This window comes from Streptomyces sp. NBRC 110611, from assembly GCF_001590865.1.
Taxonomy (GTDB): domain Bacteria; phylum Actinomycetota; class Actinomycetes; order Streptomycetales; family Streptomycetaceae; genus Streptomyces.
Genome location: NZ_BBUY01000012.1, coordinates 100,821 through 119,972 on the forward strand (window position 1 = coordinate 100,821; position 19,152 = coordinate 119,972).

The window sequence follows — 19,152 nt, forward strand, 5'->3', positions numbered from 1 at the left end:
CGTGCGCGGACAGGCCGATTGACCTGCAAGGATTGGTGACCCATGGACAAGCAGCAGGAGTTTGTGCTCCGTACGCTCGAGGAGCGCGACATCCGCTTCGTACGGCTGTGGTTCACCGACGTGCTCGGGTTCCTCAAGTCCGTGGCGGTGGCCCCGGCCGAGCTGGAGCAGGCCTTCGACGAGGGCATCGGTTTCGATGGTTCGGCCATCGAAGGATTCGCCCGGGTATACGAATCCGACATGATCGCCAAGCCGGACCCGGGCACCTTCCAGATCCTGCCCTGGCGCGCCGAGGCACCCGGCACCGCCCGGATGTTCTGCGACATCCTGATGCCGGACGGATCGCCCTCCTACGCCGACCCGCGCTACGTCCTCAAGCGCATCCTGGCGAAGACCTCCGACCTGGGATTCACCTTCTACACCCACCCGGAGATCGAGTTCTTCCTGCTCAAGGACAAGCCCGTCGACGGCTCGCGGCCCAGCCCGGCCGACTCCTCCGGCTACTTCGACCACACCCCTCAGAACGTCGGTATGGACTTCCGCCGGCAGGCGATCACGATGCTGGAGTCGATGGGGATCTCGGTCGAGTTCAGCCACCACGAGGGTGCCCCGGGTCAGCAGGAGATCGACCTGCGGTACGCCGACGCGCTCTCGACCGCCGACAACATCATGACGTTCCGGCTGGTCATGAAGCAGGTGGCGCTGGAGCAGGGGGTCCAGGCGACGTTCATGCCGAAACCGTTCAGCGAGTACCCCGGCTCGGGTATGCACACCCACCTCTCGCTCTTCGAAGGCGACCGCAACGCCTTCCACGAGTCCGGTGCCGAGTACCAACTTTCCAAGGTGGGACGGTCGTTCATCGCCGGCCTACTGCAGCACGCGGGCGAGATCTCCGCCGTGACCAACCAGTGGGTCAACTCGTACAAGCGCATCTGGGGCGGCGCCAACCGCACCGCGGGCGCCGGCGGCGAGGCGCCCTCGTACATCTGCTGGGGCCACAACAACCGCTCCGCGCTGATCCGCGTCCCCATGTACAAGCCGGGGAAGATGGGCTCCACCCGGGTCGAGGTCCGCTCGATCGACTCCGGCGCGAACCCCTACCTGACCTACGCCGTGCTGCTCGCCGCCGGCCTCAAGGGCATCGAGCAGGGCTACGAGCTGCCGGCCGGTGCCGATGACGACGTGTGGGCGCTGTCCGACTCGGAGCGCCGGGCGATGGGCATCGAGCCGCTCCCGCAGAACCTCGGCGAGGCCATCGAACTGATGGAGCGCAGCGAACTGGTCGCCGAGACCCTCGGCGAGCACGTCTACGACTTCTTCCTCCGCAACAAGAAGCAGGAGTGGGAGGAGTACCGCTCCGAGGTCACCGCCTTCGAACTCCGCAAGATGCTGCCCGTGCTCTGATGCCCGTGCTCTGACGTGTAAGAACCCGTGCTCTGACGTGTAAGAAGCTGCCTGGGCTCGGACACGCGAGACGCCGCCCGCGTGCCGAGCCACCGCGCCACCGAGAGGCTGGACCATGGCACTACCCGCTCCGCAGGGACGGCGGAGCAGCACCTTCACCCGGCTGCTGAGGCACGGTTTCACCGCCCCCTCGGCAGCCGCGGAGCTGCTCGACAGCCCTGACCTCGCCCCCGTACGGGAGGACTCGGCGCTGCTGGACGCGCTCGGGGCCACCGCGGACCCGGACCTGGCGCTGCGCGGGCTGATCCGCCTGGTGGAGGCGCTGCCGGAGGCCGAGCGGCAGACGCTGCTGAGCACCGTCGTCGCCGCCAAGCCGCTGCGCGACCGGCTGCTGGGGGTGCTGGGCGCTTCCGAGGCCCTCGCCGACCACCTCGTCCGGCACCCCGAGGACTGGCGGTCGCTGGTCACCTACGAGTCGGTCGATCTGCACCCCACCACACCCGAGTTCGAGCAGGCGCTCGCCGAGGGAATCTGGGGCGAGCGGGGCGCCGGCCGGCCCCGCGCGGACGCGCTGCGCGCCGCCTACCGCCGCGCCCTGCTGGGCATCGCGGCCCGCGACGTATGCGGCACCACCGACGTCGCCGAAGCCGCCGCGGAGCTCGCCGACCTGGCCACCGCCACGGTCCGGGCCGCCCTGGAGATCTCCTACGAGGAGGCGCCCGGCGACGCCGCGGTCAGCCGGCTCGCGGTCATCGGCATGGGCAAGTGCGGCGGCCGGGAGCTGAACTACGTCTCCGACGTCGACGTCATCTTCGTCGCCGAGGCCAAGGACGGCGTCGACGAGGCCAAGGCGCTGCAGGCCGCGACCCGGCTCGCCGCCCGGATGATGCAGCTGTGCTCCGACAACACCGTCGAGGGCACGATCTGGCCGGTGGACGCCAATCTGCGCCCCGAGGGCCGCAACGGGCCGCTGGTGCGCACCCTCAGCAGCCACCTCGCCTACTACCAGCGCTGGGCCAAGACCTGGGAGTTCCAGGCGCTGCTGAAGGCCCGCCCGATGGCCGGTGACCTGGGCCTGGGCCAGGAGTACGTCGACGCGCTGGCGCCGATGGTGTGGGACGCCACCGAACGGGAGGACTTCGTCTCCGACGTCCGCCAGATGCGCCGCCGGGTCGTCGAGAACATCCCCGTCGCACACGTCGAGCGGGAGCTCAAGCTCGGCCCCGGCGGGCTGCGCGACGTCGAATTCGCCGTCCAGCTCCTCCAGTTGGTGCACGGCCGCAGCGATGCCACGCTGCGCAGCGCCACCACCCTGGACGCACTGGCGGCGCTCGCGGCCGGCGGCTACGTCGGACGGCAGGACGCCGCCGCCCTGGACACCGCCTACCGCTTTCTGCGCACCCTGGAGCACCGGATCCAGCTCTTCCGGCTGCGCCGGACCCACCTGATGCCCGAGGATGAAGGGGAACTCCGGCGCCTGGCACGGTCGTTGGGACTACGGACCGAGCCGGTCGACACCCTCCGCAGGGAGTGGAAGTGGCACGCCAGGGAGGTGCGACGCCTGCACGAGAAGCTCTTCTACCGTCCGCTGCTCGACGCCGTCGCCCACCTGGAGCCCGGTGAGGCCCGGCTCTCCGCCAAGGCCGCCGGCCACCGCCTGGAGGCGCTCGGCTACGCCGACCCGGTCGCCGCACTGCGCCACCTGGAGGCGCTGGCGTCCGGTGTCACCCGCAAGGCCGCCATCCAGCGGACGCTGCTGCCGGTGCTGCTGGCCTGGTTCGCGGACTCCGCCGACCCGGACGCCGGACTCCTCAACTTCCGCAAGGTCTCCGACGCGCTCGGCAAAACCCCCTGGTACCTGCGGCTGCTGCGGGACGAGGGCGCCGCCGCCGAGAACCTCGCCCGGGTCCTCTCGGCCGGCCGGTTCGCCCCGGACCTGCTGCTGCGCGCCCCCGAGGCGGTCGCGCTGCTGGGCGCCCCCGATGGACTGCAGCCGCGCACCCGGGCCGCCCTGGAACAGGAGGTGCTGGCCGCGGTCGGCCGCGCGGAGGGGGCGGAGGCGGCGGTCGCGGCGGCCCGCGGGGTGCGCCGCCGGGAGCTGTTCCGTACGGCCGCGGCGGATGTGATCGGCGCGTACGGCACGGAGTCCAGCCCCGCCGACACCGACCACGGCCACTCCGTCGACGCGGTCGGCTCCGCGGTCTCCGACCTCAACGCCGCCACCCTCGCCGGTGCCCTGCGCGCCGCGGTCCGCGCCCAGTGGGGCGACACCCTGCCCACCCGTTTCGCGGTGATCGGCATGGGCCGGTTCGGCGGCCACGAGCTCGGCTACGGCTCCGACGCCGATGTCCTCTTCGTCCACGAACCGCGCGAGGGCGCCGACGAACAGGAGGCCGCCAAGGCCGCCCACGCCGTCGCCAACGAGATGCGCCGGCTGCTCGAACTCCCCTCCGCCGACCCGCCGCTGCCCATCGACGCCGATCTCCGCCCCGAGGGCCGCTCCGGCCCCCTGGTACGCACCCTCGCCTCCTACGCCGCCTACTACCGCCGCTGGTCACTGGTCTGGGAGGCGCAGGCCCTGCTGCGCGCCGAACCGGTCGCCGGCGACCCCGGCCTGGGCCGCCGCTTCACCGAGCTGATCGACCCGCTCCGCTACCCGGCCGAGGGCCTGGGCGACGACGCGGTCCGCGAGATCCGCAGGATCAAGGCCCGGATGGAGTCCGAGCGGATGCCCCGCGGCGCGGACCCCACCACCCACGCCAAGCTGGGCCGCGGCGGGCTGAGCGACGTCGAGTGGACGGTGCAGCTGCTCCAGATGCAGTACGGCTGGGAGATCCCCGCACTGCGGACGACCCGTACCCGCGCGGCGCTGGCCGCGGCGCACGCCGCCGGGCTGATCGACACCGAGGACGCCCAGACCCTGGACGAGGCCTGGGTACTGGCGGCCCGGGTCCGCAACGCGGTGATGATCGTCCGCGGCCGCCCCGGCGACACCTTCCCGGTCGACGGCCGGGAGCTGGCCGCGGTGGGCCGCTACCTCGGCTACGAGGAGGGACACGTCGGAGAGATGATCGACGACTACCGGCGGATCACCCGCCGCGCCCGCGGCGTGGTGGAACGGCTCTTCTACGGGGCGTGAGCCGGGCGCCCGGGATCGCCCTGCGCCCGGGATCGCCTACGCCCGGGATCGCCTGCGCCCGGGAATGGCTACCGAAGGGATCGGCTGAGCGTAGCGCGCGAGCCGATGCGGCAGTGACCCGTACCACAGATACGCCAGCCCGAGGCCCAGGCCCAGGCACAGCACCCCGCCCACCGCGTCCAGCCAGAAGTGGTTGGCGGTGGAGACGATGACCAGCAGGGTCGTGGCCGGGTAGAGCATGCCGAGGATCTTGCCCCACAGCGGCTTGGCCACCAGGGCGATGGTGATACCGCACCACAGCGACCAGCCGATGTGCATCGACGGCATCGCCGCGTACTGGTTGGACATCGAGGCGAGGTTGCCGGACGCCATCGAGCCCCAGGTCCCGTGCTCGGGGACGGTGTCGATGAAGCCGCCGCCCGGCATCAGCCGGGGCGGCGCCAGCGGGTAGAAGTAGTAGCCGAGCAGCGCGATGCCGGTGGTGACGAACAGCGCCAGCCGTGCCGCGGCGTAGCGGCCCGGATGCCAGCGGTAGAGCCACACCAGCACCCCGATGGTCACGATGAAGTGCAGCGTCGCGTAGTAGTAGTTCATCGACACGATCAGCCATGTGACGGAGTTCACAGCGTGATTGATGGTGTGCTCGACCGCGATACCGAGGGTGTGCTCCGCCCGCCAGATCCAGTCGGCGTTCTGCAGAGCCTCCGCCTTCTGCTCCGGGACCGCGTTGCGGATCATCGAGTATGTCCAGTAGCTGACCGCGATCAGCAGGATCTCGAACCACAGACGGGGCGTACGAGGGGAGCGCAGACGGGCCAACCGGCCCCCTGCCTCAGGACGGTCCCTCGTGATCTCAGGACGAACCGCACGCTCCCCCTTGGGTGGCGGGGTGGTCGGTGGCCCGTCCAGAGTCCTCGTATTCGCGTCACCCATAGGCAGACAGTCTGCCAGAAAAGGGTGTGCAGACGATCATCCTTCGGTCGGGTATTCGACTCCACGGATCGGTCCTGAGACGGACCCCGGCCCCGTACTTCCGAGGGGCATCCCCCTGAGGGCGCCGCACCGGGCCTTGTGAACCGCCGCACCGACGCCGGCCTCCGGGGGGCGGCGCCGACTACGGGAAGATCTCCCGTCCCCGTCCCCGTCCCCGTCCCCGTCCCCATGCCCGTCCCCGTCCCCGTCCTGTTCCGCCGGCAGTGAACCCCGGCCCGACCAGGCTCGACGATCACTACCGTCCAGTCTCATGACGACGATCACCACGCGCACGGTCCAGTACCCGGCCGACGGCCTGACGATGATCGGGCACCTCGCGCTCCCGGCCGGTGCCGACCGCCGGCCCGCGGTGCTGCTCGGACCAGAGGGAACGGGGCTCAGCGACGTCGAGCGCCACCGAGCCGAGGCCCTGGCCGAGCTGGGATACGTGGCGCTGGCCTTCGACCTCCACGGCGGGCGCTACTTGGGCGACCCCGAGGAGATGCTGGCCCGTTGCATGCCGCTACTCGCCGACCCCGACCGGATGCGAGGCATCGGCCACGCGGCGCTCGACGTGCTGCGCGCCGAACCGCGGACCGACCCCGACCGGATCGCCGCCGTCGGCTACGGCACCGGGGGCGCCATCGGGCTGGAACTCGGGCGCGACGGCGTCGACCTGCGCGCGATCGGGACCATCAACGCACTGACCACGGGCCGGCCGGGCGAGGCGGCACGCATTCGCTGCCCGGTGTGGGCCGGGGTCGGCTCGGAAGACCCGATCATGTCCGCCGAGCAACGGGACGCGTTCACCGCCGAGATGCAGGCCGCGGGCGTCGACTGGCGCCTGGTGGTCTACGGCGGAGCCCTGCACGCCTTCCACCACCCATCGGTCGACCACGCCGTGCGCCCCGGCGTCGGCTACCACCCACGGCACGCGCAGCGGGCCTGGCGCGATGTCGTCGACCTGCTCTCCGAGTGCCTGCCCGTGACGGAGTGATCTGGCCAGTCCGAGCCCGGGCGCCCGCCGACCGCCGTGACGCCTGGGCTCCACTGCCACGCCGGTGGGCTCCACTGCCACGCCGGGCGGGGCAGGCTGCCTAGGGAGCCCGCAGTGGGCGGGGGATGCGGGTGGTCTTCGGGGCCGAGGCGGTGGAGCCGCGTACCACCAGCTCGGGGTGGAAGATGAACTCGCTGTGCGGCGCGGGGGTGCCGCCGATCTCCTCCAGGAGCGCGCGCACCGCCGCCTGCCCCATGGCCGTGACCGGCTGCCGGATCGTCGTCAGCGGTGGGTCGGTGAAGGCGATCAGCGGGGAGTCGTCGAAGCCGACGACGGAGAGGTCGCGCGGGACGTCCAGCCCGCGCTGCCGGGCCGCGCGGATCGCGCCGAGCGCCATCATGTCGCTGGCGCACACGATGGCGGTGGCGCCCCGCTGGATCAGCGCGCTCGCCGCGGCCTGCCCGCCCTCCAGGGTGAAGAGGGAGTGCTGGATGTACGGTGCCACCTCGGCCGGGCCGGTCTGCAGCCGCTCCTGCATGGCGCGGGCGAAGCCCTCGATCTTGCGCTGGACGGGTACGAACCGCTCGGGGCCCAGCGCCAGCCCGATCCGCCGGTGTCCCAGCGCGCCGAGGTGGGTGACGGCGAGGTCCACGGCGGCCCGGTCGTCGGGGGAGATGAACGGCGCCTGCACCTTGGCGGAGAAGCCGTTGATGAGGACGAACGGCACGCCCTGGCCGCGCAGCCGCTCATAGCGCTGGGTATCGGCGGAGGTGTCGGCGTGCAGTCCGGAGACGAAGATGATGCCGGCCACCCCGCGGTCGACCAGCATCTCGGTCAGCTCGTCCTCCGTGGAGCCGCCCGGAGTCTGCGTCGCGAGGACCGGGGTGTAGCCCTGGCGGGTCAGCGCCTGCCCGATGACCTGAGCGAACGCCGGGAAGATCGGGTTCTCCAGCTCGGGGGTGATCAGCCCGACCAGGCCCGCGCTGCGCTGCCGCAGCCGCACCGGGCGCTCGTAGCCCAGCACGTCGAGGGCGGCAAGCACGGACTGGCGGGTGGTGGCGGAGACTCCGGGCTTCCCGTTGAGAACCCGGCTGACGGTGGCCTCGCTGACACCCGCCTGCGCTGCGATATCGGCCAGCCGGGCGGTCATGGGTGGGACCTTACCGTCCGGCTGTCAGATTGCCCACCAGGTACAGCTGTCACCGGGGAGCACGGCCGTCGTCCCGTTGACGGGCACCGGGGCGGAGGAGAGCAGCGGGGTGCCGGCGGCGGGCATTTCGGCGTCGTGGGGGAGGGTGTTGACCGTGCACAGGAGGCCGGCGCGGGTGAAGGCGAGGACCCCGTCGGGGGCCGGCTGCCAGCTCATCTCCCCGTCGCCCAGGCCCGGCAGACGGCGCCGCAGTCCGAGGGCGGTGCGGTAGAGCTCCAGGGTGGAGGCGGGGTCGCCGGTCTGTGCCGCGACGGTCAGGCCGCGCCAGTCCGCGGGCTGCGGCAGCCAGCTGCCGCCGGAGCCGAAGCCGTACGGCTGCTCCTCGCCGGCCCAGGGGAGCGGCACCCGGCAGCCGTCGCGGAAGCCGTCCTGGCCGCTCTCCTGGTGGCTGCCCTCGTGACGGCCGCGGAAGAACGCCGGGTCCTGCCGGGCCTCGTCGGGCAGGTCGGTGACCTCGGGCAGGCCCAGTTCCTCGCCCTGGTAGAGGTACGCGGAGCCGGGCAGCGCCAGCATCAGCAGGGTGGCGGCGCGGGCCCGGGCGAGGCTGCCGCCGAGGCGGGTGATGTGCCGTACGACGTCGTGGTTGGACAGCACCCAGGTGGTGGGGGCGCCGACCGAGGCGGTGGCGGCGAGCGAGGCGTCGATCACCGAGCGGAGCGCGTCGGCCCGCCAAGGGGTGTTGAGGAACTGGAAGTTGAAGGCCTGGTGCAGTTCGTCCGGGCGGACGTAGAGGGCGAGGCGTTCGGCGGTGGGGGCCCAGGCCTCGGCGACGCCGATCACCTGCCTGCCGTGGGCGGCGCCGTAGCCGTCCAGCAGGCGGCGCCAGGAGCGGTGGATGGCGTGCACCTCGTCCTGGTCGAAGAACGGCAGTACCTGCTGGCCGATCAGCTTGGCCTGCTCGCCGTGGCCGATGTCCGGCAGGCCGGGGGCCTTGACCATGCCGTGGGCGACGTCGACGCGGAAGCCGTCCACGCCCAGGTCGAGCCAGAAGCGCATGATGGCTTCGAATTCGGCGTGTACGTCCGGGTTGTTCCAGTCCAGGTCGGGCTGTTCGGGGGCGAAGAGGTGGAGGTACCAGTCACCGCGGTCGGTGCGGGTCCAGGCCGGGCCGCCGAAGACCGACTCCCAGTCGTTCGGCGGGAGTTCGCCGTGCTCGCCCTTGCCGGGGCGGAAGATGTAGCGCTGCCGGGACAGCTCGGGGTCCCGGAACCACGGGTGCCGGTCGGAGGTGTGGTTGGGCACGATGTCGACGATCACCCGCAGGTCCAGGTCATGGGCGGTGCGGATGAGGTCGTCGGCGTCCTGGAGGCTGCCGAAGAGCGGGTCCACGGCGCGGTAGTCGGCGACGTCGTAGCCGCCGTCGGCCTGCGGTGAGGCGTAGAACGGGGTGAGCCATACGGCGTCCACGCCCAGCTCCTTGAGGTGCGGCAGCCGTGCGCGGACCCCGGGCAGATCGCCGACGCCGTCGCCGTCGCTGTCGGCGAAGGAGCGGACGTACACCTGGTAGATCACGGCGTCGCGCCACCATTGCGGACCTCGGCCCGGTCCGGGCGCCTGGGGGGCGGTGCTGGGGGAGGTGAGTTCCTGGGTCATCTGCCGTCCCTGTCGAGATCGTCGAGGTCGTCGAGGTTGTTCCGAAAACGCCGAGGTCGTCGGGTTTGTCGAATGTGGGGTGGGGCGTCGAGGTCAAGAAGTGATCAGAGGTGGGTCACAAGGTGGGGAAGCGCCTTGACGGGTGTCTTCACGGAGTCAACGCTCGGGCGGTCGCGGGGTGACGGTGTCACCGGTCTCTCCAGGCTCCCGTTCCGGCGAACCCGCTGCAATCCCTTCCAGTAATCTTGCAGCAATTTGCCGCAAGGTCTTTCGGTTTCTTTGCCGTGCTGTTACGTTCCTGACCGCCATCTGAGGCATTTCCCTAAGGAGTTCACATGCGGCGTGGCATGAGGGGTGCGCGGGTTCCCGTGGCGGGGACCGGCCCGGCACGACCGGACAGGTCGGTTCTCCCGGCGGTGACCGGCCCGGCACGGCGGGGTGTTGCCGCCACCGCGCTGGTGGCGGGCCTGGCGCTGGTAGCGACGGCGTGCGGCGGCGGGGGTGACGGCGGCAACGGCAACAGCGGCGGCGAACTTTCTGGAACCGTTACGTTCTGGGACACCTCCAACGACGCCGAGAAGGCGACCTACCGCAAGCTTGCCGAGGGCTTTCAGAAGAAGCACCCCAAAGTCCGCGTTCAGTATGTGAACGTCCCCTTCGGGGAGGCCAACGCCAAGTTCAAGAACGCCGCCGGCGGCAACTCCGGTGCCCCCGACGTGATGCGCACCGAGGTCGCCTGGACCGCCGACTTCGCCAACCTCGGCTACCTCGCCCCGCTCGACGGCACCCCCGCCCTCGACAAGACCGAGGACTACCTCCCGCAGGCCCTCGGCTCCACCAAGTTCAAGGGCAAGACCTACGCCGCCCCCCAGGTCATCGACACCCTCGGCCTCTTCTACAACAAGAAGATCCTCAAGGACGCCGGCGTCGAGGTGCCCAAGACCTTCGCCGAACTGGCCACCGCAGCCGAGAAGATCAAGGCCAAGACCGGCGCCACCGCCCTCTATCTGCGCGGCGACGACCCCTACTGGTTCCTGCCGTACCTCTACGGCGAGGGCGGCGACATGGTCAACGCCCGCGACAAGGTCGTCGAGATCGACGACGAGGCCGGCGTCAAGGCCTTCAAGACCATCAAGGACCTGGTCGACTCCAAGGCCGCGATCACCGACGCCACCGACGGCCACGAGAACCAGCTCAAGGCCCTCAAGGACGGCACCGTCGCGATGGCCATCGACGGCCCCTGGGACATCGAGGCCGCCCGCGCCGGCAAGGCCTTCAAGGACAAGAGGAACCTCGGCGTCGCCCCCGTACCCGGCGGCAGCCGCGCCCACGGCTCCCCGCAGGGCGGCTGGAACCTCTCCGTCTACGCCGGCAGCGCGAACCTGCCCGCCGCCTACGAGTTCGTGAAGTACATGAGCTCGGCAGCCGTCCAGCAGCAGACCACCGAGCAGCTCAGCCTGCTGCCCACCCGCACCTCCGTATACGACCTGCCGGCCGTCAGGAAGAACGAAATGGTCACGTTCTTCAAGCCGGCCGTCAACGGTGCCGTACAGCGCCCCTGGATCGCCGAGGGCAACTCCCTCTTCGAGCCCGTCAAGGTCCAGATGAACAAGGTGCTCACCGGCGCCGCCACGCCCGAGGAGGCCGCCAAGGCGACCGGCGACGCCTACCGGAAGCTGCTCAAGGACTACAAGTGACCTTCGCTGTACGGGTACGCCGGGCGCTCGGCACCCACTGGTACGCATGGACGATGGTCGCCCCGGTGGTACTCGTCATCGGGGTGATCATCGGCTATCCGCTGGTGCGCGGCGTCTTCCTCTCGCTCACCGACGCCAACGAGGCCAACGTCGAGCGGCACATCGGCGTCAACCACATCCCCGCCACCTACACCTTCACCGGCCTGGACAACTACCAGGCCGTGCTCACCGACGGCGTCTTCTGGGACCGCCTCGGCTGGACCGTCGTCTGGACGGTCTCCTGCGTCGGGCTGACCTTCCTGATCGCCCTGACGCTGGCGAACATGCTCAACCGGAAGCTGCGCGGCCGCACCTTCTACCGCCTCGCGCTGATCCTGCCCTGGGCGATCCCCGCCTTCGTCTCCGTCTTCACCTGGCGGATGCTCTACAACGAGAAGCACGGCATCCTCAACAAACTGCTGGCCGGCGGCGGCCTGGACGGCATTCCCTGGCTCAACGACCCGACCTGGGCCAAGCTCTCGGTCATCGCCGTCAACGTCTGGCTGGGCGTGCCCTTCATGATCGTCGCGCTGCTCGGCGGCCTCACGTCCATCCCCGGCGAGCTCTACGAGGCCGCCGAGATGGACGGTGCGAGCGCCTGGCAGCGGTTCCGCCACATCACCCTGCCCGGACTGCGGGCCGTCAGCAGCACCGTCATCCTGCTCTCCACCATCTGGACCTTCAACATGTTCCCGGTGATCTTCCTGCTGACCCGGGGCGGCCCCGGCGACGCCACCGAGATCCTGGTGACCTACGCCTACCGGCTCTCCTTCGTCGACAGCCCCCGCGACTTCTCCGGGTCCGCGACCTGGGGCGTCCTGATCCTGGCACTCCTGTCGGTCGGCGCGGTGGCCTACCGCCGGGCGCTGCGCAAGCAGGGAGAGGTGTGGTGACCATGACCCGCAAACGCAACCAGCGCAGCCCGCTGGCCTCCGTCGGGCTGCACACCGGTCTGGTGCTCGCCGCGGTGGTGGCCGTCTTCCCGCCCCTCTGGCTGCTGGTGACGTCCTTCAAACCCAAGAACGACGCCTTCTCCACCAGCCTCGTCAGCCACTTCACCCTCGGCAACTACACCCACGTACTCGCCGATACGAAGTTCCTCACCTGGTTCGGGAACTCGGCGCTGATCGTCGGCCTGACCACCGTCCTGGGCGTCTTCACCGCCGCCACCACCGGCTACGCCGTCAGCCGCTTCCGCTTCCCCGGAATGCGCCCGCTGATGTGGCTGCTGCTGATCACCCAGATGTTCCCGGTCGCGATCCTGATCGTGCCGCTGTACAACCTGATGGCCGGCCTCGGCCTGCTCAACCAGCCGGTGGGCCTGGTCATCACCTACCTGACCATCGCCGTCCCGTTCTGCGCCTGGATGATGAAGGGCTTCTTCGACACCATCCCGGTGGAGATCGACGAATCGGGCCGGGTCGACGGCCTCAACCCCTTCGGCACCTTCTGGCGGCTGGTGCTGCCGCTGGCCCGCCCCGGCCTCGCCGTCACCGGCTTCTACACCTTCGTCACCGCCTGGGCCGAGGTCGCCTACGCCTCCGCCTTCATGACCGGCGAGGAGAACCTCACCCTCGCCGGCGGGCTGCAGACCTTCGTCAACCAGTACACCAACGACTGGGGTGCGATGACCGCCGCCGCCGTGATCATCGCCGTACCGGCCGCGCTCGTCTTCGCCTTCGCCCAGCGCCACCTCGTCGCCGGACTGACCGCCGGCACCACCAAGGGATGACATGACCACCCCACAGCCCAACTCCACCGCGCCGGCCCCCGAGGCGCCCCAGGTCTCCGAGGCGCCCCCGGCCCCCCAGGCCCCCGACTGGTGGCGCGACGCGGTGATCTACCAGGTCTACCCGCGCAGCTTCGCCGACGGCAACGGCGACGGCATGGGAGACCTCCCCGGCATCCGCAGCCGGCTGCCGTACCTGCGCGACCTCGGTGTGGACGCCGTCTGGCTCAGCCCCTTCTACGCCTCCCCGCAGGCCGACGCCGGTTACGACGTGGCCGACTACCGCGCCGTCGACCCGATGTTCGGCACCCTCGCCGACGCCGAGGGGCTGATCACCGAGGCCCACCGGCTCGGTCTGCGCCTGATCGTCGACCTCGTCCCCAACCACTGCTCCGACCAGCACGCCTGGTTCCGCCGCGCGCTGGCGGAGGGCCCCGGCTCCACCGCCCGCGACCGCTTCCACTTCCGCAAGGGACGCGGCGAGAACGGCGAACAGCCACCCAACGACTGGGAGTCCCTCTTCGGCGGCCCCGCCTGGACCCGCGTCCCCGACGGCGAGTGGTACCTCCACCTCTTCGCCCCCGAACAGCCCGACTTCAACTGGGACCACCCCGCCGTCCACGACGAGTTCCGCTCCATCCTCCGCTTCTGGCTGGACCGGGGCGTCGACGGCTTCCGGGTCGACGTCGCCCACGGCCTGGTCAAGGCCCCCGGCCTGCCCGACATGGGGCACACGGGCGAGCAGCTGAAACTCCTCGGCAACCAGTCCCTCCCGTTCTTCGACCAGGACGGCGTCCACGCCATCTACCGCACCTGGCGCACCGTCCTCGACGAGTACTCGGGCGACCGGATAGCCGTCGCCGAGGCCTGGACCCCCACCGCCGAGCGCACCGCCCGCTACCTCCGCCCCGACGAACTCCACCAGGCCTTCAACTTCCACTACCTGGGCACAGGCTGGGATGCCACAGCGCTGCGGGAGGCCATCGACGCGTCCCTCGACGCCATGCGCCCCGTCGGCGCCCCGACCACCTGGGTGCTGTCCAACCACGACGTCGTACGCCACCGCACCCGCCTCGGCGGAGACCTGGCCCGCGCCCGCGCGGCCACCCTCCTGATGCTGGCGCTGCCCGGCTCCGCGTACCTCTACCAGGGCGAGGAACTCGGCCTGCCCGAGGTCACCGACCTGCCCGACGAGGTCCGCCAGGACCCGTCCTTCTTCCGCGACACCGGCCAGGACGGCCTGCGCGACGGCTGCCGGGTGCCCCTGCCCTGGGCCGGCGAGGAGCAGCCGTACGGCTTCGGCTCCGGCGGCAGCTGGCTGCCGCAGCCCGCGGACTGGGCCCCGCTCACCGTCCAGGCCCAGACCGGCGACCCCGCCTCCACCCTGGAGCTCTACCGCACCGCCCTCCACCTGCGGCGTACGCATCCCGGCCTCGGCGCGGGCGACGCCGTCGAATGGCTGGACGCGCCCGACGGCATCCTGTCCTTCCGCCGCCCCGGCGGCCTGGTCTGCACGGTCAACACGACCGATGCCCCGGTCCGCCTGCCCGCCCCCGGCCGCCCGCTCCTCTCCTCCTCCAGTCAACTCCCCGTCCTGGACGGCGATTTCATCCTTTCCCCCGACACCACCATCTGGTGGGAGGAGTGACCCGACCCGATCCTCGTGAACCCGCCCCGTCCGCTCCCCGGCTCGCCCACATCGCCGCCGAGGCGCAGGTCAGCGAGGCGACCGTGAGCCGGGTCCTGAACGGCCGGGCGGGCGTCGCGGCGAGCACCCGTCAGCGCGTGCTCGCCGCGCTCGACCTCCTCGGACACGAGCGCCCCGTACGGTTACGGCGCCGCAGCGCGGGCCTCGTCGGGCTGGTCGTCCCGGAGCTGACCAACCCGATCTTCCCGGCCTTCGCCCAGGTCATCGAGCAGTCCCTGGCCGGTCACGGCTACACGCCGGTGCTGTGCACCCGTATCCCCGGCGGCGCCACCGAGGACGAACTGGTCGAGCAGCTGGAGGAACGCGGCGTCACCGGCATCGTCTTCCTCTCCGGACTGCACGCCGACACCCGCGCCGACCCCGCCCGCTACCACCGGCTGACCGCCCGCGGCGTCCCGTACGTCCTGATCAACGGCTACCACGAGACGATCGACGCGCCGTTCGTCTCACCCGACGACGGCGCGGCGGCCCGGATGGCCGTCCGCCACCTCGCCGAACTCGGACACGAACGGATCGGACTGGCCGTCGGCCCCGCCCGCTACGTCCCGTCCCGCCGCAAGGCCGAAGGCTTCGTGGCGGCGCTGGGGGAGTCGTTCGGCCTGTCGAGAGGGCAGGCCGAACGGCGCGTCCAGCACACCCTGTTCAGCGTCGAGGGCGGCCACGCGGCGGCCGCCGCACTGCTCGACGCGGGCTGCACCGGCATCGTCTGCGGCAGCGACCTGATGGCGCTCGGCGTCGTACGGGCGGCCCGCGGGCGCGGCCTGGACGTACCGGGACAGCTCTCCGTGGTCGGCTTCGACGACTCCCCGCTGATCGCCTTCACCGACCCACCGCTGACCACGGTGCGCCAGCCGGTACGGGCGATGGCGACCGCCGCGGTGGGCGCCCTGATCGAGGAGATCCACGACCGCGCGCAGGGCCGGACACCCACCCAGCGAACGGAGTTCGTCTTCCAGCCGGAACTGGTCGTACGGGGCTCTACCGGCCCCGTGCGTGCCCCTGCGCGGCGGCGTACGTGACGAACGCCGCCCAGGCGGTGGCCGGGATGCGGAGGTGGGGGCCGTCCGTGTCCTTGGAGTCGCGGACGTGGATGGCGGTGGGGCAGGGGGCGATCTCTACGCAGTCGCCGGAACTGCCGCTGCTGTAGGTGCTTTTGAACCAGGCCAGTTCGGGGGTGCTGCTCATAGCGCTCCTCGGATCTGCTTCAGCAGGCTCCCGGAGTCTTCGGGGGTGAGAGCCTGCGAAAGCAGTTTCGCATAGCGCATGTAGAGAGTACTGATCGTCTGCGGGTCGGTGATGAACTGGCTGCTCTCCTGTCCCTCGCAGTAGCCGAACCACTGGTTGTCCGGCGTCTCAAGAAGTTGCATCGGCCCGTCCAGCCCGGGATGGATGCCCTGGCTCAGCGGCATTACCTGCACATCGACGTTCCGGAGCGTCATGCACTCCAATACGTGGTCGATCACTCCCCGTATGGTGTCCGCGCCGCCGGTGGGGCGCAGGAAGACGTGCTCGTCGATGACGAAACTGAAGGTCGTGTTCGGCCGGTCCCGCAGGAGCTTCTGCCGTTCCAGGCGGGCGGCCACCTGGGTGTCGACCTCCTCCTCGGACAGCAGCGGGACACGGTTCTCGAACAGCGTCCGCGCGTACGACTCCGACTGTAAAAGCCCAGGCACGAGTCGGCACTCGTACGTATACAGACTGATCGCCTGCTTCTCCAGCTCCGCCCACTCCCGGAACCACCGCGCCAGCCCCGGTTGCTTCGACAGCCACCTGGCCGCCTTCCGCAGCACCCCGTTCGTGTGGAGCGCCTCTTCCGAGCGGTCGATGAACTTCTTCGACGGGAGGCGGCGGCCCTGCTCGACGGAGCCGATGTAGTGCGCCGAGTACCGGATCGTCGGGGCCAGGGACTCCTGCGTGAAGCCCGCGTTCTCGCGGAACCCTTGATAGACGGCGCCGAAGGTCCGCAGACTGCCGGATGGCTCGGGCCGGCCGCCGTTGTCGTAGTTGTCGGTACTGCTGTCGTCCATGTTTCGGGTACTCCCGATGTCACTGGTTCTGACCCCGCAAGTCACCTATGGTTACGGCTCGTTGCTCGCCCCGTCCACGTACTCAACTCGTACAGTTACCGAAGTACGAGTTGAGTTCGTGGCGTACGGGCCTGCGACCAGCAGCGTTGGCCGCATGCCAGCGCACATCATGGCCCGGGCTACCCAAACCCCGGTCACCGTACGTATGTTCACCCAGCGTTTCAGCGCCACCCGCCTGGGGGCCCGACTCGCCCGGCATCTCGCCGCCCACCGGCTCGACGTGTGGGGTTTCCCCTACGGCACCCGGTCGTCCAATGCCGCCTGCGCGATCGTCGCCGAGCTGACCGCCAACGCCGTGCTGCACGGCCACGTAGCGGGGCGGGACTTCGAGTTGAGTCTCGCGACCCTGTGTTATGCCGATATCGCTGCCGACGTCGGCACGGCCGCCGCCCGGCCCGGCACCCTCCGGATCGACGTCGCCGACACCCGCACCGAGCGGCGGCCGCCGCAGCCCGGCGGGCTCGCGGTCCCGGCGCGCGACGCCGAGGCCGGGCGCGGGCTGCTCGTCGTGTCGGCGCTCGCCACCCGTTGGACGGTGCTCGACCGCCACCCGATCGGCAAAGTCGTCCGCGCCGAACTGGACCTGTGAGCAGACCGGGCTTTGTGCCCGCCCGTCATATCCGCTTTCCGCCTCCTTTCAGTGGCCATTTATGATCTTGATCATGGAATCGATACCGGACATGGTGCTGCGGGGACGAGGTGTCGTCTTCCGGCTGGAGGCGTACTGGGTACGCGTCGTACGCGGCCGTACCACCTGGACGGTCCCGCTGGCGGCGATCAGCGATGTCGGGTACGCCGAAGGGCGTGTCCGGCTGGAGCTGGCCGCTGGTGGTGAGGGCGACTCGGTCACCCTCACCACCCGCAACACCACCGCCGCCGATGCCTTCGTGCGGCGGCTGCGGGACGCCGTATCGCGGGTGCCGACCGCCGAGAACGGGCCGGCCATGGTGATCGCGGAACACCGTGAGCGTCCTCGGCTGCGGTTGCCGGGACGGCCGCTGGTGTGGCTGGCGTGCCTCGCGGTGGTGCCGTATTTCTGGTACTTCGGAACGGCCATCAAGCTGGTCGGCGGGGACGACAGTGCAGCTGGCGCCCTGCTGGGCGTGAGCATGCTCTACTGCCCCTGGGGAGTGGTGCTCCTCGTCAAGGGCTGGCGTGATGTGGTCCGCGACGCGCTGATCCTGTGGCGGCGGGGCATCACCGTTCCCGGACGTGTCCGGGCGTACAAGTGGAGCAGTACGGGGAGCGACGGGAGCGGGGAGTACCGCCCCGTCTACGAATTCCGGACGCTGGAGGGGCACAAGCGCAGGGTCACCCAGTCGGTCGCTCACACCCACAAGGGCGAGGAGGGCCCGGTGGATGTGACCTACGACCCGCTGTCGCCGACCCGGGTCAGAGGCGAGCGCCAACGGCAACTCCTGGTGCGCGGCACGGTGATGATGTTCTTCGGCGTGCTCTCGGTTGTCCTGTTGCTCGTCCCTCTGTGCGTGATCGTGGTTTCGCTGCTGACGGACTGAACCGATCCGGTCGTGGTGGGCGGCTCAGACGACGGCGCGGCGGGCGTGGAAGAGGCCCCAGCGCAGCAGTCCCCGGTGGGTGATGTCCGCCCACAGGGGGAGGTTGGTGAGCAGGTCGTCGACGTAGGCCGGGCTGATGACCTTCCGCAGCTCGGCCGCGCGGCGGTGGACGTCCTCGTCGAGGCGGGCGTAGTGGGTCGCGAGGTCCGGGGTGCGGTCCTCGAAGGTGGTCTTGAGGCCGAGCCCGGACAGCTGGTCGAGGTAGAACGCCGATGTCGCCGGAGTACGTACGCCCAGGCGGGAGAATGCGGGCCGGACAGCCTCCACGGACTCTTCCTCGGCGGCCATGATGTCCGAGAAGACCAGGGCGCCCTCCGGTTTCAGTACGCGGACGGCTTCGGCCAAGGCGCCCGCGCGGTCCTCCACATGACACAGGACCTCCAGGGACCAGACGACGTCGAAGCGCCCCGCCTCGAAGGGCAGGTCGTTGAGGGAGCCGGTGACGACCTCGATCAGGCCGTCCAGGCCCCGTTCGGCGTTGGCCGCGCGGTGGCGCCGGTTGTGCTCCTCGCTGAGGTCGAGGGCCACGACCCGGCAGCCGAAGCGTTCGGCCAGCGCGCGGGACGATCCGCCATAGCCCGAGCCGAGGTCGAGCACCGTCGCGTCCGGGCCGAGCAGGTCCGGGACCCGGTCGGCGGCGCGCTCGACGGTGCGGTGCGAGGCCTGGGCGATCGCCTCCTGTGGGTGGGAGTAGATGCCGACGTGGATGTCCTCGCCGCCCCAGACGCTGTCGTAGAAGGCGTCGACATCGCCGGTTTCGTAGTAGCGGCGGGTTGATTCGGCATGGGTCGGTGCGCTTGCGTCGGCTTTGGTGCGGTCGTCGTCTTTGGTCTTGTCGTCCATGGCGGGTGGATTACCCGCCTTTCCAAGGTCAATTCACCCCGCTCGCCAGCTTGGCTGACTATGCGCCACATGGCCGAGAGGGGAATCCGGGGGGGCTGGTCGGCCGGTCCGGCCGGTCGGGCGCGTGGGCCCGTCGTGACGGACCTCCGGCCGGCCG

The 19,152-nt window shown here is 70.7% G+C and carries 16 protein-coding genes; 10 read left to right on the top strand and 6 right to left on the bottom strand.

The window, feature by feature from the left end; all coding sequences use genetic code 11:
• The first annotated feature begins 42 nt into the window (after positions 1-42).
• Together glnA and AZE13_RS23175 are read left to right on the top strand one after the other, a co-directional pair.
• Positions 43-1,404 carry a type I glutamate--ammonia ligase gene (glnA, locus tag AZE13_RS23170; RefSeq protein WP_066935295.1) on the top strand — a complete coding sequence of 454 codons (1,362 nt, stop codon included), beginning with the start codon at positions 43-45 and terminating at the stop codon, positions 1,402-1,404.
• 115 nt (positions 1,405-1,519) lie between these two features.
• Positions 1,520-4,543, top strand: coding sequence for a bifunctional [glutamine synthetase] adenylyltransferase/[glutamine synthetase]-adenylyl-L-tyrosine phosphorylase (locus AZE13_RS23175; RefSeq protein ID WP_066935297.1), 3,024 nt, complete (start codon positions 1,520-1,522; stop codon positions 4,541-4,543).
• A 36-nt stretch (positions 4,544-4,579) separates the two neighbouring features.
• Here AZE13_RS23175 and AZE13_RS23180 read toward each other — a convergent pair whose 3' ends face one another.
• Complete coding sequence (locus AZE13_RS23180; protein WP_079124292.1) at positions 4,580-5,476, bottom strand: phosphatase PAP2 family protein; 897 nt, start codon at positions 5,474-5,476, stop codon at positions 4,580-4,582.
• Between the two features lie 310 nt (positions 5,477-5,786).
• Between AZE13_RS23180 and AZE13_RS23185 the strand changes: the two genes are divergently transcribed.
• Positions 5,787-6,512: a dienelactone hydrolase family protein gene (locus tag AZE13_RS23185; RefSeq protein ID WP_066935300.1), complete on the top strand. Its 726-nt coding sequence runs from the start codon at positions 5,787-5,789 to the stop codon at positions 6,510-6,512.
• A 100-nt stretch (positions 6,513-6,612) separates the two neighbouring features.
• On the opposite strand, the gene AZE13_RS23190 is transcribed toward AZE13_RS23185, so the two are convergent.
• Positions 6,613-7,662: a LacI family DNA-binding transcriptional regulator gene (locus AZE13_RS23190; protein ID WP_066935303.1), complete on the bottom strand. Its 1,050-nt coding sequence runs from the start codon at positions 7,660-7,662 to the stop codon at positions 6,613-6,615.
• A 24-nt stretch (positions 7,663-7,686) separates the two neighbouring features.
• A complete protein-coding gene (locus AZE13_RS23195; RefSeq protein WP_066935306.1) occupies positions 7,687-9,315 on the bottom strand; it encodes a glycoside hydrolase family 13 protein in 1,629 nt (542 codons plus the stop codon).
• A gap of 416 nt (positions 9,316-9,731) precedes the next feature.
• Here AZE13_RS23195 and AZE13_RS23200 point away from each other — a divergent pair, with 416 nt between their 5' ends.
• From AZE13_RS23200 to AZE13_RS23220, 5 genes are read left to right on the top strand one after another with little or no spacing between them, the layout of a single operon-like run.
• Complete coding sequence (locus tag AZE13_RS23200) at positions 9,732-11,012, top strand: extracellular solute-binding protein (RefSeq protein WP_066935309.1); 1,281 nt, start codon at positions 9,732-9,734, stop codon at positions 11,010-11,012.
• Between the two features lie 53 nt (positions 11,013-11,065).
• On the top strand, positions 11,066-11,944 hold the full coding sequence (locus AZE13_RS23205; RefSeq protein WP_398780206.1) for a carbohydrate ABC transporter permease: 879 nt from the start codon (positions 11,066-11,068) through the stop codon (positions 11,942-11,944).
• Between the two features lie 2 nt (positions 11,945-11,946).
• On the top strand, positions 11,947-12,783 hold the full coding sequence (locus tag AZE13_RS23210) for a sugar ABC transporter permease (protein ID WP_066935315.1): 837 nt from the start codon (positions 11,947-11,949) through the stop codon (positions 12,781-12,783).
• A 1-nt stretch (position 12,784) separates the two neighbouring features.
• On the top strand, positions 12,785-14,428 hold the full coding sequence (locus tag AZE13_RS23215) for a glycoside hydrolase family 13 protein (protein ID WP_066935319.1): 1,644 nt from the start codon (positions 12,785-12,787) through the stop codon (positions 14,426-14,428).
• The gene (locus AZE13_RS23220; protein WP_398780204.1) at positions 14,416-15,507 is read left to right on the top strand and encodes a LacI family DNA-binding transcriptional regulator; all 1,092 of its coding nucleotides are present in this window, start codon (positions 14,416-14,418) and stop codon (positions 15,505-15,507) included. The genes AZE13_RS23215 and AZE13_RS23220 overlap by 13 nt, the downstream gene beginning before the upstream one ends.
• Here the strand turns inward: AZE13_RS23220 and AZE13_RS23225 are convergent.
• A complete protein-coding gene (locus tag AZE13_RS23225; protein WP_066935325.1) occupies positions 15,467-15,673 on the bottom strand; it encodes a DUF397 domain-containing protein in 207 nt (68 codons plus the stop codon). The genes AZE13_RS23220 and AZE13_RS23225 overlap by 41 nt on opposite strands.
• Positions 15,670-16,515, bottom strand: coding sequence for a helix-turn-helix domain-containing protein (locus tag AZE13_RS23230; protein ID WP_066935328.1), 846 nt, complete (start codon positions 16,513-16,515; stop codon positions 15,670-15,672). Before AZE13_RS23230 ends, AZE13_RS23225 begins: the two co-directional genes overlap by 4 nt.
• Positions 16,516-16,669: 154 nt before the next feature.
• On the opposite strand from AZE13_RS23230, the gene AZE13_RS23235 reads away from it, so the two are divergent.
• Both AZE13_RS23235 and AZE13_RS23240 read left to right on the top strand, forming a co-directional pair.
• Entirely contained in the window at positions 16,670-17,164 is a 495-nt protein-coding gene (locus tag AZE13_RS23235) for an ATP-binding protein (RefSeq protein WP_066935331.1), read from the top strand.
• Positions 17,165-17,237: 73 nt separating this feature from the next.
• Complete coding sequence (locus tag AZE13_RS23240; protein ID WP_181690421.1) at positions 17,238-18,092, top strand: DUF3592 domain-containing protein; 855 nt, start codon at positions 17,238-17,240, stop codon at positions 18,090-18,092.
• A gap of 24 nt (positions 18,093-18,116) precedes the next feature.
• Here AZE13_RS23240 and AZE13_RS23245 read toward each other — a convergent pair whose 3' ends face one another.
• A complete protein-coding gene (locus AZE13_RS23245) occupies positions 18,117-18,995 on the bottom strand; it encodes an SAM-dependent methyltransferase (protein ID WP_066935339.1) in 879 nt (292 codons plus the stop codon).
• Positions 18,996-19,152 lie beyond the last annotated feature (157 nt).

What these genes read in the sequence shown, in the direction of transcription:
- AZE13_RS23240 (WP_181690421.1), top strand. Translation starts at nt 17,238, where the DNA reads ATGGAATCGATACCGGACATGGTGCTGCGGGGACGAGGTGTCGTCTTC.
- glnA (WP_066935295.1), top strand. Translation starts at nt 43, where the DNA reads ATGGACAAGCAGCAGGAGTTTGTGCTCCGTACGCTCGAGGAGCGCGAC.
- AZE13_RS23245 (WP_066935339.1), bottom strand. Translation starts at nt 18,995, where the DNA reads ATGGACGACAAGACCAAAGACGACGACCGCACCAAAGCCGACGCAAGC.
- AZE13_RS23205 (WP_398780206.1), top strand. Translation starts at nt 11,066, where the DNA reads ATGGTCGCCCCGGTGGTACTCGTCATCGGGGTGATCATCGGCTATCCG.
- AZE13_RS23210 (WP_066935315.1), top strand. Translation starts at nt 11,947, where the DNA reads ATGACCCGCAAACGCAACCAGCGCAGCCCGCTGGCCTCCGTCGGGCTG.
- AZE13_RS23195 (WP_066935306.1), bottom strand. Translation starts at nt 9,315, where the DNA reads ATGACCCAGGAACTCACCTCCCCCAGCACCGCCCCCCAGGCGCCCGGA.
- AZE13_RS23230 (WP_066935328.1), bottom strand. Translation starts at nt 16,515, where the DNA reads ATGGACGACAGCAGTACCGACAACTACGACAACGGCGGCCGGCCCGAG.
- AZE13_RS23190 (WP_066935303.1), bottom strand. Translation starts at nt 7,662, where the DNA reads ATGACCGCCCGGCTGGCCGATATCGCAGCGCAGGCGGGTGTCAGCGAG.
- AZE13_RS23215 (WP_066935319.1), top strand. Translation starts at nt 12,785, where the DNA reads ATGACCACCCCACAGCCCAACTCCACCGCGCCGGCCCCCGAGGCGCCC.
- AZE13_RS23185 (WP_066935300.1), top strand. Translation starts at nt 5,787, where the DNA reads ATGACGACGATCACCACGCGCACGGTCCAGTACCCGGCCGACGGCCTG.
- AZE13_RS23175 (WP_066935297.1), top strand. Translation starts at nt 1,520, where the DNA reads ATGGCACTACCCGCTCCGCAGGGACGGCGGAGCAGCACCTTCACCCGG.
- AZE13_RS23235 (WP_066935331.1), top strand. Translation starts at nt 16,670, where the DNA reads ATGCCAGCGCACATCATGGCCCGGGCTACCCAAACCCCGGTCACCGTA.
- AZE13_RS23180 (WP_079124292.1), bottom strand. Translation starts at nt 5,476, where the DNA reads ATGGGTGACGCGAATACGAGGACTCTGGACGGGCCACCGACCACCCCG.
- AZE13_RS23225 (WP_066935325.1), bottom strand. Translation starts at nt 15,673, where the DNA reads ATGAGCAGCACCCCCGAACTGGCCTGGTTCAAAAGCACCTACAGCAGC.